We start from the raw sequence: 15,563 nt of genomic DNA on the forward strand, positions 1-15,563 counted from the left end.
CTGGGGCAGGATCCGATGGCGGAGCCGCATCTTCATCTGCTAGGTGGTTTCGACTTTGCCGGTGCAGGGGCGGCGGCTCCCGTGTTCAGCCGCAAGGCGCGGGCTATGGTGGCCTATCTCGCGTTGCAGGCGGGGCATTCCCAATCCCGGGAAAAGCTCGCCGCCCTGCTCTGGGGCGTGACTGGCGAAGCGCAGGCCCGCATGAGCCTCCGGCAGGCAGTATCGGCCATCAGGAAGGCGATGAGCGTCTCGGGCGGCGGGCGCTTCGTGACCGAGGGCGCAAGCATTGCGCTCCATCTCGACGATTTCGACTTCGACGTCGCGCGGTTCGAGGCGCTGTCGACAGGGTCCGCGCCCGAAGATATGGAGCAGGCCTTAACCGTTTACCGCGGCGACCTGCTTGATGGGCTTGGCCTGAGGGAAGAGCCATTCGAGGACTGGCTACGGATCGAGCGCGAGCGCCTGAGGACGATGGCCGTCACGGCGCTGGACAGGCTCATTGTCCATTATTCGGCCGCGAACGATCCCGCCTCCTGCATACGCGCGGCTACGCGCCTGCTGGCGATGGAACCGCTACGCGAGGACGCCCACCGCGCCCTGATGCGAAGCTACGCCGCGCAGGGGCGGATCAACCTGGCGCTGAAGCAGTATGACCTTTGCCGCGACGCGCTACAGCGCGACCTGCGGCTGATGCCGGAACCGGAAACACGGGAGTTGTACGAGGACCTGCGGGCACGCCGCAGCGCATCGCATTCCCTGCCCCCGAATCAGGTATCGACCCCGATTTCCGAGCCTGCGCGGCCGCCGACCCACTATGTCAAATCGGCGGGAATCAACGTCGCCTATCAGGTGACCGGCGACGGGCCGATCGACCTCGTCTATGTGCCGGGCTGGGTCTCCAACCTGGACCTCGCCTGGGGATCGCCGCGCTTTGCGCATGTGCTCAAGCGGGTCGGCGCTTTCTCGCGCCTGATCCGCCTCGACAAGCGCGGCACCGGTCTGTCCGACCGAAATGTCGGCCTGCCGACACTGGAAGAGCGCATGGAAGACGTGCGGGCCGTGCTGGACGCGGTCGGCTCCACCCGCACGGTGCTGTTCGGCAGTTCGGAGGGCGGTCCGATGTGCATGCTTTTCGCCGCCACCTATCCCGAGCGCACGGCCGCGCTGGTGCTCACCGGAGCCTATGCCAAAGGTGGTTGGGCGAAAGACTATCCCTGGGCAAGAACGGTCGAGCAGGTGCAGCAGGATATCGACATCGTCGAAAGAGAGTGGGGGAAGCCCGCCGACATGAGTAATGCCGCGCCCAGCCTGATAGAAAACATGGCGGAGCGCGAATGGTTCGCCGCCTATCTCAGAAATTCGGCTTCGCCCGCCGACGCGGTCGCGCTCTGGCGCTGGGGCACCGAAATCGACGTTCGCGATATTCTGCCCGCCATCCATGTTCCCACGCTGATCGTGCAGAGAACAGGCGATCGCTGGGTGCGGCCGGAAGAAGGACGCTATCTGGGAGCGCATATCGAGGGCGCCAGATATGTCGAGCTTGCCGGCAGAGATCATGTGATCTGGGGCGAGGACTGCGACCGGCTCGTCGACGAGATCAGGGCGTTCGTCACCGGCGCGTTGCCCGCGGCGCCCAGTGAACGGGTGTTGGTGTCGGTGCTCGCCCTTGCCATCGACAGCGCGGGGCCCGGCGAAAATGCGATCGAGCGGCACGTGGATATTGTCCGCGACGAATTGCTGCTTGCCGGCGGCACGGAGATCAGGCGATCGCGCGGCAGGCTGCTTGCTGTGTTCCAGCGGCCGACGCGATCGATCCAGTGCGCGATGGCGATCCGTGACCGCCTGAAGTCATCCGGCCTCGGTGTTCGCGCGGCAATTCATATCGGCGAGTGCGAGGCGCGCGGCGAGGATTTCTCCGGCATCGCCATCGAGATCTCCTCGAGCTTGCTTCGCCATGCCCGGCCGGGCGAGATCATCGCGTCGCGAACGGTGCGCGACCTGATCGTCGGCTCCGGCCTGGCCTTCGACGAGCAAGGCGAGATCAGAGCGAGCGGCCTGCCAGGAGCGCTTCAGTTCTTCTCTGTCGCAGCGACGCCCGGCGCGTGATCATCATCATCGCAACGCCAGCGCTCAAAACATAAACGCCGCCGTGGCCGGGTCGGGGCCCGTCCGGCCGTCCGGTGAATCCATGCCGCGGATGGTCTGCAGGTCCTCGGCGTCCAGTTCGAAATCGAAGACGTCGAAATTGCCGGCGATGCGCTGCTGGTGGATCGATTTCGGGATGACCACCAGCCCCTCCTGCAGGTGCCAGCGGATGATCACCTGGGCGACCGACTTGCCGTGCCTTTTCGCGATCTTTTCCAGCGTCGGATCGGCCAGCAGCCGGCCGCTGCCCAGCGGGCTCCAGCTCTCGATTTGGATGCCGTGCCTGGCATGGAAGTCGCGCTTGTCGCGCTGCTGGAAGCGCGGATGCAATTCGATCTGGTTGACGACCGGCGTCACGCCCGTCTCGCCGATGATGCGCTCCAGATGGTCCTGGTTGAAGTTCGACACGCCGACCGACGCGATGCGGCCGGCCTTCTGCAGCTCGACGAGCGTCTTCCAGGCCTCGATATATTTGTTCTGGCTGGGCACCGGCCAGTGGATGAGGAACAGGTCGATCCGGTCGATGCCGAGCTTCTGCATCGTGTCGTCGAAGGCGCGCAATGCCGTATCGCGCTGGTGGGCGCCGTTGCGCAGCTTCGAGGTGATGAACAGCTCGACCCGCGGCACGCCGGCGGAACGGATCGCCTCGCCCACGCCTTCCTCGTTGCGGTAGCCCTCGGCGGTGTCGATGAGACGGTAGCCGGCCTCGATGCCCCACTGCACGACCTTGGCCGTGATGTCCGGATCGACCTGCCACACGCCAAGCCCGATCTGCGGGATGGTGGCGCCGTCGTTCAATTTGAGCTGTTCGGGCATGAATCGTTCCTTTTGCAGGTGGGTTAGCCCCGCCTATGTAGTTTTCAGATTTGGAATGACGAGCGGAGGTGCGGAAAATGGGCGACCTTGCAGCCGTCGGGCCCCTCCGATCCATCAGCAATCGCTAATTGACAGGCCTGCGGAAAAGGCGCTGATTGACTGGCAGTAGATCGCAACAAGGCGGTCGATTTGGCCTGCCGGCGTCACCACGGGAGGATTTCATGCCAACTGTCATCGGCCACCACGATATCAAAAAAGGCGCCAAGCACTGGCTCACGTCACCGAAGCGCAGGGAACTATTCGGTCCGCTTGGCATAACCAATATCCGCACCTTCGTCGATCCGCAGAATCGTGACCGGGTGGCTGTGATGATGGACGTTCCGGATATGGACAAGCTAGCCGCCCTGATGCAGAGCAAGGCAGCCGCCGATGCCATGGAGTTCGACGGCGTGGTGCCGGATTCGCTGGTCATCCTGGTCGAAGAGAAGGGCTAGGTGACCTGAGACGCTAGGGACGTTACTCGTAGAGCGCCGTCCCTACTGGTTCTTCGCCCCGAACCGCAGCCCATCCATCAGCAGCTTCACCAGCCGCCCGGAGCGGTCGCGCCAGTCCGGCGTGTTGGGGGCGGAGTAGATGCCACCGAGCGCGTGCATGACGTCGGAGGCGTCGACGTCGGCGCGGATTTTGCCCGAGGCGGCGGCGGCCTCGATCAGGCTGCGCATGGCGCCCGAGACACGGCCGGACGTGTCGGAGAACAAAGTCGAATTGGTGGTGAGCAGCAGGCGCAGGCTGGTGGCGAGGCCGCGCTTGGTGGCGATGTAGTCGACGAAGCGCTGCATCCACAGTTCCAGCGCGACATCGGCCGGGTGCTGCCGAGCGAGTTCCTCGGCGGCGTGGCACAGGCCTTCCACCTCGCGGCGGTAGACCACCTCGACCAGATGCTCGCGCGTCGGGAAATGGCGGTAGAGCGTGCCGATGCCGACCCCTGCCCGCTTAGCGATCTCCTCCAGCGAGGCATCGACGCCGTCGCTCGCGAAAACCTGCGCCGCCACCTCGACCAGCCTGTCGCGGTTGCGCCGCGCATCGGCGCGCAACGGCTTTTGCGCCGGCGCCTCGCGCATCGCTTCGGCGGTCGTCTGAGGGTCCGGCACTTTTTTCTCCACCAAACGCAATATGGGGGGTTGAACCATGGCTGGCCAGACCCCAGTTAAATAAACGGAGGCGCCTCCGCTTTAGTGGAGCGCTTTTATCATATAACCAAGGGAAGCGGTATGTCACGTGCTGAAGGACGGAGAGCTTTCCCTACCGGCTGGAGAGCCGAAGCGCTGGAGCCGCCGGCGCCCGCCCGCAAGCCCCGCCCTTGCCCCTCTCCTGCCAAGCCCCATTTCCATCCGCCTAGCGTCCAGCAACCGGAGCCCGACGCCCTATGAATGACCAAGTCACCACCAGCCCGACCACGCTTTCCCTCCATCTCACGATCAACGGCCGCGACCATGCGCTCGAGATCGAGCCGCGCGTCACCCTGCTTGATGCGCTGCGCGATCGGCTTCATCTCACCGGCACCAAGAAGGGCTGCGACCAGGGCCAGTGCGGCGCCTGCACCGTGCATGTCGACGGCGAGCGCGTGCTGGCCTGCCTGACGCTGGCCGCCCAGGTCGAAGGCCGCTCGATCACCACCATCGAGGGGCTGGCCGATCAGGATGGCACGCTCAACGCCGTGCAGGCCGCCTTCCTCGAGCAGGACGCCTTCCAGTGCGGCTATTGCACGCCGGGACAGATCATGTCGGCGGTGGCCTGCATCCGCGAGGGCCATGCCGGCTCCGACGAGGAAATCCGCGAATACATGGCCGGCAATCTGTGCCGCTGCGGCGCCTATCCGCACATTGTCGCCGCCGTCCGCCAGGCCGCACAGGAGCTGCGCTCATGAGAGATTTTTCCTACCTCCGCGCCGACAATATCGAGGCCGCGCGCAATGCCGCCGCCCTGCCCGGCGCCATGCTGCTGGCCGGCGGCACGACGCTGGTCGACCTCGCCAAATGCGGCGTCGCCGAACCGGCAACCGTCATCGACATCAGCCATATCGAGGGGCTCGCCGCCATCGATGTCGGCGCCGACCGCGCGATCATCGGCGCGCTGGCCAAGATGAGCCATGTCGCCGATCATGCCGGCGTGAAGAGCTTGTTTCCGGCCGTGTCGGAGGCGTTGTGGCAGGCGGCCTCGGCGCAGCTTCGCAACATGGCGACCATCGGCGGCAATCTGATGCAACGCACGCGCTGCCCCTATTTCCGCGACCCGCAAAACTTCCCGGCCTGCAACAAGCGCGCGCCGGGCAGCGGCTGCTCGGCGATCGGCGGCGTGACGCGCGGCCACGCGGTGCTCGGCACCAGCGAGGCGTGCATCGCCACCTATCCGGGCGACCTTGCGATCGCGCTCGTCGCCTTCGATGCCGAGGTCGACCTCGGCGGACGCAAGCTCAAGGTGGAAGACTTCTTCCTCGCTCCCGGCGCCACCGCCGAGCGCGAGCACGACATCCATCCCGGCGAGGTGATCACGGCCATCGAGATCCCTGGCTCGGCCGCGGCCCGGCGCTCGACCTACATCAAGGTGCGCGACCGCCAGTCCTATGAATTCGCGGCGGCAAGCGCTGCCGTCGGGCTGGAGCTCGAAGGCGACGGCCGCACCATCCGCGACATCCGCGTCGCGCTCGGCGGCGTCGCCACCAGGCCGTGGCGGGCGCGCGCCGTCGAGGACGCGCTGAAAGGCAAGACACTCGCCGAAGACACGGTCCGCAAGGCGAGCGAGCTCGCCATGCAGGGCGCCGTCGACCATGGCGCCAACCACTACAAGATTGCGCTTGGCCCCCGCGTCATCGCGCGCGCCATCCTCAAACTGGGAGCGACGGCATGACCGTTCATGACATGAAACACGCAGACTCCGACAGCGCCCGCCTCGAAGCGGTCGGCGGGCGGCTGTCGCGCGTCGACGGGCCGGCCAAGATCACGGGTGCTGCGCATTACGCCGTCGAGCAGCAGCTCGAAGGGTTGACGCATGCGGTGCTGGTCGGCGCGACGATCGCCGCCGGCAAGGTCACCGCCATCGACAGCCGCGCAGCGCAAACCGCGCCCGGCGTGCTCGCCGTGCTGACGCCGGACACCATCATGGAATTGAACGGCGCGTCGGACTGGCTCGGCAACCCGCCGACGCAGGCGACTTACTCACCGCTCGTGCGCGAGGTCACCTTTTCCGGCCAGCATATCGCGGCGGTGGTGGCCGAGACCTTCGAGCAGGCGGTCGCTGCCGCGGCACTCGTCAAGGTCTGGTATGACGAGACGCCGGCCATCGTCGACCTGAGCGACCGCAGGGCCGGCGACGGTATCCCGATCGACGCCATGACCAAGGAATGGGGCGACGCTGAAGCCGCCTTCGCCGAAGCGCCGGTGCGTATCTGCACGGCCTACAACACGCCGCGCGAATTCCAGGCGGCGATGGAGCCGCACGGGCTGATCGCACGCTGGCAAGGCGACGAACTCACAATCTGGGAGCCGAGCCAATGGCTCGACGGCATGGCGCGCACCTATGCGGAATGGTTCGGCGTGCCGTTCGAGAACGTGCGGCTGGTCTCGCCCTATATCGGCGGCGGTTTCGGTTCCAAGGCGCTGGCGCTCGCGCACAGCGCGGTGGCAGCCGCGGCGGCGAAGATGCTCAACCGGCCGGTGAAGCTGGTGCTCAACCGGCCGCAAAATTTTACCTCATATGGCGGCCGCGCCGCGACGAGACAGACCGTTGCGATCGGCGCCGACCGCGAGGGCCGTATCCAGTCCATCGTGCATCGCGGCGTCAACGAGACGGCGGTCGACGGCATGTGGGTCGAGCCGCTCGGCTCCGTCACCTCGATCATGTATGCCACGCCCAATTTCTCCTCGAAGCAGAATGTGGTGCGTGTCAACACGGTGGTGCCGGGGGCAAAACGCGCGCCGGGCGAGAACCCGAGCGCCTTCGGCATCGAATGCGCCATCGACGAGCTCGCGCATGAGCTCGGCATCGATCCGCTGGAGATGCGGCTGATCAATTATGCCGAACAGGATCCGCACGCCAAAAAGCCGTGGTCGACCAGGCAGTTGCGCGAAGCCTTCGCCGCCGGTGCCGAAGCCTTCGGCTGGGCGAAGCGCTCACCCGCGCCGCGCTCGATGCGCGACGGCCACCAGTTGATCGGCTGGGGCGTCGCGGCCGGCACCTATCCAGTGCGGCGCGCTTATGGCGAGGCGGTGGTGAAGATCCTGGCCGACGGTTCGGTCGAGGTCGAAAGCTCCTCCATCGACATGGGCCAGGGCACCTACACGATCCTCGCCCAGACCGCGGCCGAAACGCTCGGCGTGCCGGTGGAGCAGGTGTCGGTGAAGCTCGGCGATTCGCACTTTGCCCGCGCCGGCGTCACCGGCGGCTCGCGGCTTGCCGGCGTCATGACCGGCGCCGTCCACAAGGCGGCCGGCCAGGCGCTCGACGAGCTGATCGGGCTGGCGCTCTCCGACCCGGCTTCGCCCTTCCACGGGCTGCAGGCGAACACGCTGCACGTCAGGGACGGCCGCATCGCCTCGCCGCGCGGCGAAGGGCCGGAACTGTCGATCGCCGCGTTCATGCGCGCCGTCGGCCGCGACCACATCGAGGCCAGGGGCGACACCGTTCCGGCCAACTTCACGCCGGAGCAGCGCTACAACAACTACACCACCATCGCCACGGCGATCCCGCACACCGAGGGCGACTATTCGCGCCATTCCTGGTGCGCGCATTTCGTCGAGGTTCACGTCGACGAGGATTTCGGCACGGTGCGCGTGTCGCGCGTGGTGTCGGCGCTGGATTCGGGCCGGCTCTACAACCCGAAGCTGGCGGAAAGCCAGTGGAAGGGCGGCATCATCATGGGCATCGGCCAGGCGCTGCTCGAGGAAGGCATCGTCGACCGCCGCCACGGCCGCATCGTCAACGGCAACCTCGCCGACTACATGCTGCCTACCAATGCCGACATTCCCGACATCCGGACGATCTCGGTCGGCATTCCCGACCCGCACTCCTCCGCGCTCGGCGGCAAGGGCGTGGGCGAGCTCGGCATCGTCGGCGTCGCGCCGGCGATCGCCAACGCGGTGTTCCACGCCACGGGGAAGAGGGTGCGGGATTTGCCGATTACCTTGGAGAAGTTGATCTGAGGTGAAGCTGCTGATCTCCCCCCATGTGGGGAGATGGCCGGCAGGCCAGAGGGGGGGCGCGAAGGAACGCCGCCTCTCGTCCGTCATAGAATGACGAACGCGAGAGGTTGGCTCCAATCCAATTGTGGCAGCCGCACCGTGGTGATTGCGCTGGCGCTGCGCCGACCGGCACCGGGGTTTGGGAAGGAGCACCGGCATAGCGCGGACTTCGTCATTCTAGGGCGGAGCAAGGAGCGAAGCGACGCGCGCAGACCCTAGAATGACGACGTGATAGCTGGCGTTCCTTCACGCCCCCTCTGTGCTGCCCGCAGGCAACTGCGCGGACCGGACGTCTCCCCCGCCTGGGGGATTGGCAGCTCGCCGGCTTTCGCCAATCTCTATATGATACCCTATCACAGTGCGGGAACGATCATGAAACGCAGCGTATTGGCAACCGTCATCCTGGCGCTGCTCACCACCCTCCCCGCGCACGCAGCATCCTGCGCCTGGTCCGCCAGGATGGAGGAAGACGAGGGCGGCAGCGTGCTGATGGCCTCTGCCTGCGGCGGGGCGAAGGGCGATGCGCATCTGATGCTGGCCTGCTTCGGCAAGCCGGTGCTGAGCTATGATCCGGGCGCCGCCGGCGGGCAACTGGAGCCCGGCATCAGCGCAGATTTCACCTTCAAAGCCGGCGGCCAGAGCCTGACCAAAAAGCTCGATCTCGAGGCGATGTATAATTACTTCACACTGGAATTATCCGGCCCGGCCGACCCGCTGCTCGCCCTGCTGCGCGGCAAGGGCGAGGTCATGATCTCGGCCGACAAATATGGCGAGACAAGATTTACGCTGACCGGCTCGAGCGGGGCGATTGGCAAGGTGCTCGCCCGGTGCGGCAAGGGTTCGCCGAACGACGCGGATTGAGGCTGCCGATCTCCCCAAGCGAGGGGAGATCACGCTCTCGTCTCCCTTCGCCCATCACCACCCCAGCCCAAATACCAGCTTGCCGAAATGCAGGCCGCCGGCGGCCATGTGGGTATAGGCTTCGGCCGCCTCGTCTTGCGAAAACACCTTGTCGACGACCGGTTCGATCCGGGCCGCGCCGACGGCGCGGGCGGCGTCGCGCAGGTCTGACACCGATCCGGTGTTGTTGCCGACCACTTTCAGCGCCTTGATGATGACCGGCAGCAGGTTGATCGTGGCCTCGGCGCCGGTGAGGAAGCCGATGGTGAACAGCGTGCCGCCGGGCGCGGTGGCGTTGACGGCGCGGGCGAAGGTGGCGGTGCCGCCGGTCTCGACGACGAGGTCGGCGCCGAGGCCATCGGTCAGTTCCAGCACCTTGCCGACCCAATCGGGCGTCGCGCGGTAGTTGATGAGGTGGTCGGCGCCGAGTGCCCTTGCCCGCTCCAGCTTCTCGTCCGACGAGGAGGTGATGATGACGGTGGCGCCGGCGGCCTTGGCAAGCTGCAGGGTGAAGATCGAGACACCGCCGGTGCCGAGCAGCACGACGACCGAGCCCGGGCCGACATCGGCGGCGCGGATAGCGTTCCAGGCGGTGGTGCCGGCGATCGGCAGCGTCGAGGCGGCCTCGAAGGAAAGATGCGCCGGGACCGGCACGAGCGAGTTGGCCGGCAGCGCAACATATTCGGCCAGCGATCCCGGCAGCGAGATGCCGCGCATCTGCGTCATCTCGTAAGGCCGGGGCGGACCGCCGATCCAGCGTGGCTTGGCATGGGCGACGACGCGGTCGCCGACGGCGAAGCGGGTGACCCCCTCGCCGAGCGCGACGATCTCGCCGGCGCCGTCGGCGACCGGGATGAGCGGGAAGCTCGGGCCGGGATAATTGCCGCTCGCCACCGCGACGTCGACGAAGTTGAGGCTCGCGGCGCGCTGGCGGATCAGCACCTCGCCGCGCTGCGGTTCAGGGGTGGCGACGTCGGCGGCGCGGAAGGCGTCCAGCCTCGGTTGGCTGAGTTCGATGGCTTTCATGGTTTCACTCCGGTGGGACGATCGATGGGGTTGAGTGAAACTAGCTGCTGCGATATTTTTGGATAATCCTTGCTCTTCACAAATGAGTTCTGCGTTTCATGCAGCAATCCCAAGAGCCGGCAGCACTGGCCGAAATGGCGGCCTTCGCGGCCATTGCCGAGGCGCGCTCCTTCACCAAGGCGGCGGCTCAGGTCGGGCGTGATGCGACCATCTTGTCGCGGCGCCTGCGATCCCTGGAGGAGCGGCTGGGCGTCAGGCTGCTCAACCGCACGACGCGCAGCGTGTCGCTGACCGAAGCCGGCGCGGAATTCCTGCAACGCGTGCGCGCTATCCTCACCTCGATCGACGAGGCAGAAGCGGCCGCCGCCGCGCATGCCGGCGGCCGACCGCGTGGCCTGCTGAGGCTGGCGCTGCCCGGTACGTTCGGGCGCATGTGGATCGGACCGCTCCTGCCCGAATTCCTCGCCGAATTTCCCGATTTGCGCATCGAGGCGGAGTTTTCCAACCGTTTCGTCGATCTCGTCGCCGAGAATTTCGACGTCGCCGTGCGGCTCGGCGCGCTGGAGGATTCGCGCCTGGTGGCGCGCAAGGTGGCGAGGCGGCGCCGGCTGCTGTGCGCCGCGCCCTCCTATCTCGCCCGCAGGGGCAGGCCGCGGACACCGCGGGCGCTGCTCGACCATTCCTGTCTCGGCTTCACCGGCTTCCAGACCTTTCCGGCCTGGGAGATGACCGACCGTTCGGGCAGGCGCGAGCGCGTCGAGGTCTCGGGCCCGCTGGTCGCGGACGACGCCGAGGTGCTGGTGGAGGCGGCCGTGCAAGGCGTCGGCCTGATGATGAGCACCGACTGGCTGGTCGGGCGCGAGCTCACCGACAGGCGGCTGGTGCCGATCCTGGAAGACTGGACACTGGCCGACGAGGGCGCCGTCTATGTCGTCATGCCCTCGGCCAAGGGGCAGGCCGCCAAGACCCGCGCCTTCGCCGACTGGATCGGCAAGCGCTTCGCGCCGGAGCCGCCGTGGCGGCGGTGAATTGCCGATCGCTCAGGGGAAGTAGTTGATAGCGCCGGCCTTATCTCCCCCCTTGTGGGGGAGATGTCCGGCAGACAGAGGGGGCGATGTCCCGCCGACCTGTCCTTCGTCATTCTAGGGCGGAGCAAGGAGCGAAGCGACGCGCGCAGACCCTAGAATCCATGCCGTGACGCTTCAGCGCGGCGACGGTGCGGAACGATCACCAGCCAATTCCGCGAAAGAGCTCGAACATTCCGGATTGGTCTTCTCGATGACCTCGACCTTCCATCGGCGCGGCCAGCGCTTCAGCGATGTCTCACGCTGGATGGCATCGTGATGCCGAAGTATTCCTCGTACCAGACCAGACGCTGCACACCGTAGCGGCTGGTCAAGTTGGAGCCTTGGCCGGTCTTGTGCTCGGGCATTCGACGAGCCAGGTCATTGGTGACACCAATATAGATCGTGCCGCCTTTCTGGCTTGCGTATCCGATCATCAGGCGATCTTAGTTGGCGCAGTCATCGGCGGCTATTCTGAACCGCTGCATTCTTGGCTGAGGTAACGGCATGGATTCTAGGGTCTGCGCGCGTCGCTTCGCTCCTTGCTCCGCCCTAGAATGACGAAGGAGATAAGACGCCCCTTCTGGGCTTACCGGCCGTCTTCCCCCATTATTGCGGGAGATTGGCTGCTCGCCCGCTTTCGCCAATTTCGGTTTGATCGAACTACCGCGGCGGGCGAACGATTATGAAACTGGTATCGACAGCCATCATCGTGGCCTTGCTCGCCACCCGGCGCCCACGCCGCCGACAACGGAGCCAAGGCAAACCTCAGCGCCAAGTTCTGACGACGAGGCTTGGGAAGACCACCGGTTTCGCTTTGCACACCTGCGATCGGCGAAGAGCCGAGGTGGTATCCGATTTCCCCCCTCAGGGGCGAGCGGCAGCGCCAGCCTGATGAGTTGCCAGCGGCGAGCCGATATCCGAAACGAGTTTGACGAGATCGGCTTGGCGCTTCGTGTTGGTTTTGGCGAAGATGCGGTTGAGATGGGTCTTCAACGTGTTTTCGCCGATGCCGAGCGACAGCGCGCTCTTTGACGCGGACAATCCGCCACCGATCAGCAGGAGGACCCGCGCCTCCGCAGGGGTAAGGTCGAACAGTGTCGCGAGAACGGCCTCCGGGAGGGGGGAAGAGGACGTCGTCGTCGACACGAAGACTGCGGCACATGCTGGCCGGAAGACTGCGCGTGCGGTTCCTTCAGTCAACGGTAACACATAGGCAACGGCGGGCGGCTGACCAGGGGCTGAAACGGGCAGACCTATGCCGCGGGAGCCAAGCAAGGCATCCGCGTCCGCAGCCCTGGCGATTGCTTCCAGTAGGGCGCGGGCCGCCACCGGGTTCTGCGCCTGGAGCTGACCGTTCCTTGAAAGAATGGGGCCTTGCACGGAAAACATCTGTTCGGCAGCCTCATTGGCATGGAGGATCGCGCCATTGGGGTCGGTAAGCACAACAGGCGCGGCGAGGTGGTCGAGCGTTTGGCGATAAAGATTGGCGGTAATGCGGGCCTGATCGAGCAGATCTCCGATCAACGAGGCACGGCGCAGATGCGGCGAAAGCAATGCCAGGAAACGCTGTTCCTCAACTGATATGATCCCCCTGCTGCCCCGCGTGGTGCAGCCCAGGAGTCCGATTCGGTCGGGTGTATGGACGAATTTGACGATGCAAGCCTCGCGCAATCCCTGTGGCTTGGCCCAATTTTGAAAAAAGGGCGTTTGCTGGAGTTCAGCCTCACTCATGAGCGACAGCGTCGCAACAGGCGTATCGACGTCACCAACGACTGCAGCCTTCAGTCCGGGAATTTCATCGAAGTCATAGTCCTCCTGGAGCGCGCGCATTTGCACGGGATCCCAGGGCGATTGGGCCGCGAAGCGGCCACGATTGTCGGCAGTGCCGGCAAGCGCGATGGTGGTATAGGCCGCGTCCACGGCTTCGGTGATCCGGATCATCACTCCGGCCCAGCCTTCAGGATTCAAAACGCAATCATAGATATCACCTACAATCGAACAGAGGACTTCGCCGCTCAGCCTCTCCACCATGCCCGCCCCTATCCCCGACGTGCACCGATCTCATACAGAGGGCTCCGCGGCATCACACTTTTGGGTGACGCCAGGCGCGGTCGACCTCAATTAAGGGTTCAATCGGTTGAACGCCAAGCGATCCATGTTGCCGGTTATTCGTGGAATGGAAAGCGTCGCGTACATTATTTTTGAAACTGCGGGTTTTATCGGGGGCACTACATTGTCGCGAAAAACCGTTTTTTCGTCGGCTCAATTGCCCTCGCATCTTAGCGACCGCGATCGGTTCTCCCCCTGGGAACATATCGGCACGATCGTGGCCCACGATGACGAAGGCGAGCAACATCGCCAATGATTGCAATGGATGACAACAACGATGGATATCTCCTGCTGATCAACAACGCCGACACCGTGTTGAGCGGGGCACAAGCCGGCCGCGAATATGGTGTCGGTCAGGGAGAAGCGGTGCTGATCACAGCGTCGGAAGCGCTGAAAATCACGGGTGCCGACTGGAATGTGTGTACGACCGTCGCGGTCCCACGCGCCACCCTCATGCGGGCTTTCCCGCAGATCGATGATAGGTTGGCGTTGAAGATCGACGCCGAAAACGAAGCGCTCGATCTTCTCAATCGATATTGCCTGCTGCTTGAAACCGGCCGCCCTCTCGCCTCGCCCGATCTCATAACACACGCAACAAGAACGATTGTCGATTTGATCGGTCTGGTGACCGGCGCGAAAGGTCAGGCCGCCGAATTGGCCGGCCAGCGGGGCCTGCGAGCGGCCAGGCTGGAGGCAGTTTTGGCGAAGATCGCGGACAATTTTGCCAATCCCGGAATCTCCGCGCAAGGCGTCGCACAAGAACTCGGACTATCGGCGCGCTACGTTCACGATCTCCTTCAGGAGACGGGTATCAGCTTCTCCGAGCGCGTTCTCGAACTGCGCTTGCAGAGCGCCCATAAAATGCTGTCGCGAAGGAACAATGTCGACATACGGATCAGCGACATTGCCATGATCTGCGGATTCAGCGACGTGTCGTACTTCAATCGATGCTTTCGTCGTCGCTTCGGCCATACGCCAACGAACACCAGATAGATCTGGCGGGGAACCGGCCAGGGTGAAGCGATTTCCGGTTCCCTCTCCGTCAGAAGCAGACCCCCACAGCGCCTGACGCGATCAATGGTGCAGATCGGCCACACTGCGCGGAAAAGCGCTCGGCACCTCTTTCCAGTCCAATTCCAGTGCGGCCCCGCCCAAGACACCGCCTGGCTCCGATGACATGTCAGCCTCAGGGTGAAACGACTGTCATGTCGGGGGATTGAATGCCGCAGAATATGTTTGGAGGCCGCAAGGCGACGCTGACTTCGAGTCCCGGACAGACTTCCACGAATTCGCCCCTACGCGGCAACCTGCGCTCGCAGGCAAGCCGGCTTGCGCTGCGATCCTCCATGGGCATCGCCGCCGCCGCGGGCATGACCCTGCTGGCACCGGGACAGGCCTGGGCGGGTTGCCTTGTCGGCGTCGTCACCGTCCAGTGCGACAATACCAGCACCACCGACACGACATATCCTGCCAACCCACCCGTTGACCGCCTTTATCAGGGACTGTTGCCCACGCCGATCATCGTCACCGTCGATCCGGGAACGACGGTCAGCGGGAATGGCCTGGCGTTTATCAACAGCGGCACAGGCGGCGTCACCGTTACCAATGATGGCGCGATCAGCGTCGATGCCGGCAACACGCCGACATCGGGCGGCACGGCGGCACTGTCGGTCTCCACAGCCGGCGGCCCGATCATCTATACGGGCGGGAGCATCACCAACAACGGCAGCGGCAATGCGTTCGATGCGGTTCAGACCGGCGGCGTCGGTTCGGTCAACATCAACGTCTCCGGCGACGTCACCGCAGCGGCGGGCGAAGGCATTACCGTTCGCGATGTGACGACCAGCACCGGCGTCACAGTGGTCACCGGCAATGTCACCGCGCTGACGGTGGGCAAGGACGCGATCGATGTCCAGAGCCAGTCGCTGACGGGCAACATCACCGAGGTCGCCAACGGCAGCATCCAGGCCGGCAATGCCGGCATGGTGGCCGCCATCCTCAACGCCGCGGCGACCGGCAACATCGACGTGACCGCCAACGGCTCGCTCGACGCCCGCTTCGGCATCGATGCCGAGAACTTCGGCTCGGGCTCGACGACCGTGACCACGGTTGGTCCGGTCAATGTCACCACCGGCAACGGCATCTTCGCGCTGACCACCGGCGGTGACGTCACGGTCAACGCCGGCGATGTCACCTCCACCGGCAACACCGCCATCATCGCCCAGCAGACCAAGGTCGCCGGCTCGGGCATCATCGGCGTGAC

At 65.2% G+C, this 15,563-nt stretch carries 13 protein-coding genes and 2 pseudogenes; 10 read left to right on the forward strand and 5 right to left on the reverse strand.

The genetic code is table 11. From position 1 onward, the window contains the following. The first annotated feature begins 15 nt into the window (after positions 1-15). Entirely contained in the window at positions 16-2,106 is a 2,091-nt protein-coding gene (locus tag F3H96_RS21210) for an alpha/beta fold hydrolase (RefSeq protein ID WP_149803666.1), read from the forward strand. Between the two features lie 24 nt (positions 2,107-2,130). On the opposite strand, the gene F3H96_RS21215 is transcribed toward F3H96_RS21210, so the two are convergent. After that, a complete protein-coding gene (locus tag F3H96_RS21215; RefSeq protein WP_188131479.1) occupies positions 2,131-2,961 on the reverse strand; it encodes an aldo/keto reductase in 831 nt (276 codons plus the stop codon). A gap of 221 nt (positions 2,962-3,182) precedes the next feature. Here F3H96_RS21215 and F3H96_RS21220 point away from each other — a divergent pair, with 221 nt between their 5' ends. Beyond that, positions 3,183-3,455, forward strand: coding sequence for a hypothetical protein (locus F3H96_RS21220; RefSeq protein ID WP_149803668.1), 273 nt, complete (start codon positions 3,183-3,185; stop codon positions 3,453-3,455). A gap of 42 nt (positions 3,456-3,497) precedes the next feature. Here F3H96_RS21220 and F3H96_RS21225 read toward each other — a convergent pair whose 3' ends face one another. Then, complete coding sequence (locus F3H96_RS21225; protein WP_149803694.1) at positions 3,498-4,082, reverse strand: TetR/AcrR family transcriptional regulator; 585 nt, start codon at positions 4,080-4,082, stop codon at positions 3,498-3,500. Positions 4,083-4,387: 305 nt separating this feature from the next. On the opposite strand from F3H96_RS21225, the gene F3H96_RS21230 reads away from it, so the two are divergent. From F3H96_RS21230 to F3H96_RS21245, 4 genes are all read left to right on the forward strand, one after another. Next, positions 4,388-4,888, forward strand: a complete 501-nt coding sequence (locus F3H96_RS21230; protein ID WP_149803669.1) for a (2Fe-2S)-binding protein — start codon at positions 4,388-4,390, stop codon at positions 4,886-4,888. Next, entirely contained in the window at positions 4,885-5,868 is a 984-nt protein-coding gene (locus F3H96_RS21235; protein ID WP_149803670.1) for a xanthine dehydrogenase family protein subunit M, read from the forward strand. The genes F3H96_RS21230 and F3H96_RS21235 overlap by 4 nt, the downstream gene beginning before the upstream one ends. Continuing rightward, entirely contained in the window at positions 5,865-8,159 is a 2,295-nt protein-coding gene (locus F3H96_RS21240) for a xanthine dehydrogenase family protein molybdopterin-binding subunit (RefSeq protein WP_149803671.1), read from the forward strand. The genes F3H96_RS21235 and F3H96_RS21240 overlap by 4 nt, the downstream gene beginning before the upstream one ends. Before the next feature lie 411 nt (positions 8,160-8,570). After that, positions 8,571-9,059, forward strand: a complete 489-nt coding sequence (locus tag F3H96_RS21245; protein WP_244620087.1) for a hypothetical protein — start codon at positions 8,571-8,573, stop codon at positions 9,057-9,059. A 54-nt stretch (positions 9,060-9,113) separates the two neighbouring features. On the opposite strand, the gene F3H96_RS21250 is transcribed toward F3H96_RS21245, so the two are convergent. Beyond that, complete coding sequence (locus F3H96_RS21250) at positions 9,114-10,124, reverse strand: NAD(P)-dependent alcohol dehydrogenase (protein WP_149803672.1); 1,011 nt, start codon at positions 10,122-10,124, stop codon at positions 9,114-9,116. Positions 10,125-10,222: 98 nt separating this feature from the next. Here F3H96_RS21250 and F3H96_RS21255 point away from each other — a divergent pair, with 98 nt between their 5' ends. Then, positions 10,223-11,152 (forward strand): LysR family transcriptional regulator, encoded by a 930-nt coding sequence (locus F3H96_RS21255; protein ID WP_149803673.1) that lies wholly within the window; start codon positions 10,223-10,225, stop codon positions 11,150-11,152. A gap of 199 nt (positions 11,153-11,351) precedes the next feature. Here F3H96_RS21255 and F3H96_RS21260 read toward each other — a convergent pair. Further along, positions 11,352-11,625, reverse strand: a pseudogene (locus F3H96_RS21260) (GIY-YIG nuclease family protein). A 430-nt stretch (positions 11,626-12,055) separates the two neighbouring features. Next, positions 12,056-13,222, reverse strand: a complete 1,167-nt coding sequence (locus tag F3H96_RS21265) for a helix-turn-helix transcriptional regulator (protein WP_244620088.1) — start codon at positions 13,220-13,222, stop codon at positions 12,056-12,058. Between the two features lie 106 nt (positions 13,223-13,328). Here F3H96_RS21265 and F3H96_RS21270 point away from each other — a divergent pair, with 106 nt between their 5' ends. From F3H96_RS21270 to F3H96_RS21280, 3 genes and pseudogenes are all read left to right on the forward strand, one after another. Beyond that, positions 13,329-13,556, forward strand: coding sequence for a hypothetical protein (locus F3H96_RS21270; RefSeq protein WP_149803674.1), 228 nt, complete (start codon positions 13,329-13,331; stop codon positions 13,554-13,556). 5 nt (positions 13,557-13,561) lie between these two features. Beyond that, positions 13,562-14,293 (forward strand): helix-turn-helix domain-containing protein, encoded by a 732-nt coding sequence (locus F3H96_RS21275; RefSeq protein WP_244620089.1) that lies wholly within the window; start codon positions 13,562-13,564, stop codon positions 14,291-14,293. A 227-nt stretch (positions 14,294-14,520) separates the two neighbouring features. Beyond that, positions 14,521-15,563: pseudogene (locus F3H96_RS21280) on the forward strand (autotransporter outer membrane beta-barrel domain-containing protein); the annotation flags it as partial.

The organism is Mesorhizobium sp. NFR06, assembly GCF_900115245.1.
Lineage (GTDB): Bacteria > Pseudomonadota > Alphaproteobacteria > Rhizobiales > Rhizobiaceae > Mesorhizobium.

Bases quoted from the DNA above. Each gene is read 5' to 3' on its own strand.
- F3H96_RS21210 (WP_149803666.1), top strand. From the start codon at position 16: ATGGCGGAGCCGCATCTTCATCTGCTAGGTGGTTTCGACTTTGCCGGT.
- F3H96_RS21215 (WP_188131479.1), bottom strand. From the start codon at position 2,961: ATGCCCGAACAGCTCAAATTGAACGACGGCGCCACCATCCCGCAGATC.
- F3H96_RS21220 (WP_149803668.1), top strand. From the start codon at position 3,183: ATGCCAACTGTCATCGGCCACCACGATATCAAAAAAGGCGCCAAGCAC.
- F3H96_RS21225 (WP_149803694.1), bottom strand. From the start codon at position 4,082: ATGCGCGAGGCGCCGGCGCAAAAGCCGTTGCGCGCCGATGCGCGGCGC.
- F3H96_RS21230 (WP_149803669.1), top strand. From the start codon at position 4,388: ATGAATGACCAAGTCACCACCAGCCCGACCACGCTTTCCCTCCATCTC.
- F3H96_RS21235 (WP_149803670.1), top strand. From the start codon at position 4,885: ATGAGAGATTTTTCCTACCTCCGCGCCGACAATATCGAGGCCGCGCGC.
- F3H96_RS21240 (WP_149803671.1), top strand. From the start codon at position 5,865: ATGACCGTTCATGACATGAAACACGCAGACTCCGACAGCGCCCGCCTC.
- F3H96_RS21245 (WP_244620087.1), top strand. From the start codon at position 8,571: ATGAAACGCAGCGTATTGGCAACCGTCATCCTGGCGCTGCTCACCACC.
- F3H96_RS21250 (WP_149803672.1), bottom strand. From the start codon at position 10,124: ATGAAAGCCATCGAACTCAGCCAACCGAGGCTGGACGCCTTCCGCGCC.
- F3H96_RS21255 (WP_149803673.1), top strand. From the start codon at position 10,223: ATGCAGCAATCCCAAGAGCCGGCAGCACTGGCCGAAATGGCGGCCTTC.
- F3H96_RS21265 (WP_244620088.1), bottom strand. From the start codon at position 13,222: ATGGTGGAGAGGCTGAGCGGCGAAGTCCTCTGTTCGATTGTAGGTGAT.
- F3H96_RS21275 (WP_244620089.1), top strand. From the start codon at position 13,562: ATGGATGACAACAACGATGGATATCTCCTGCTGATCAACAACGCCGAC.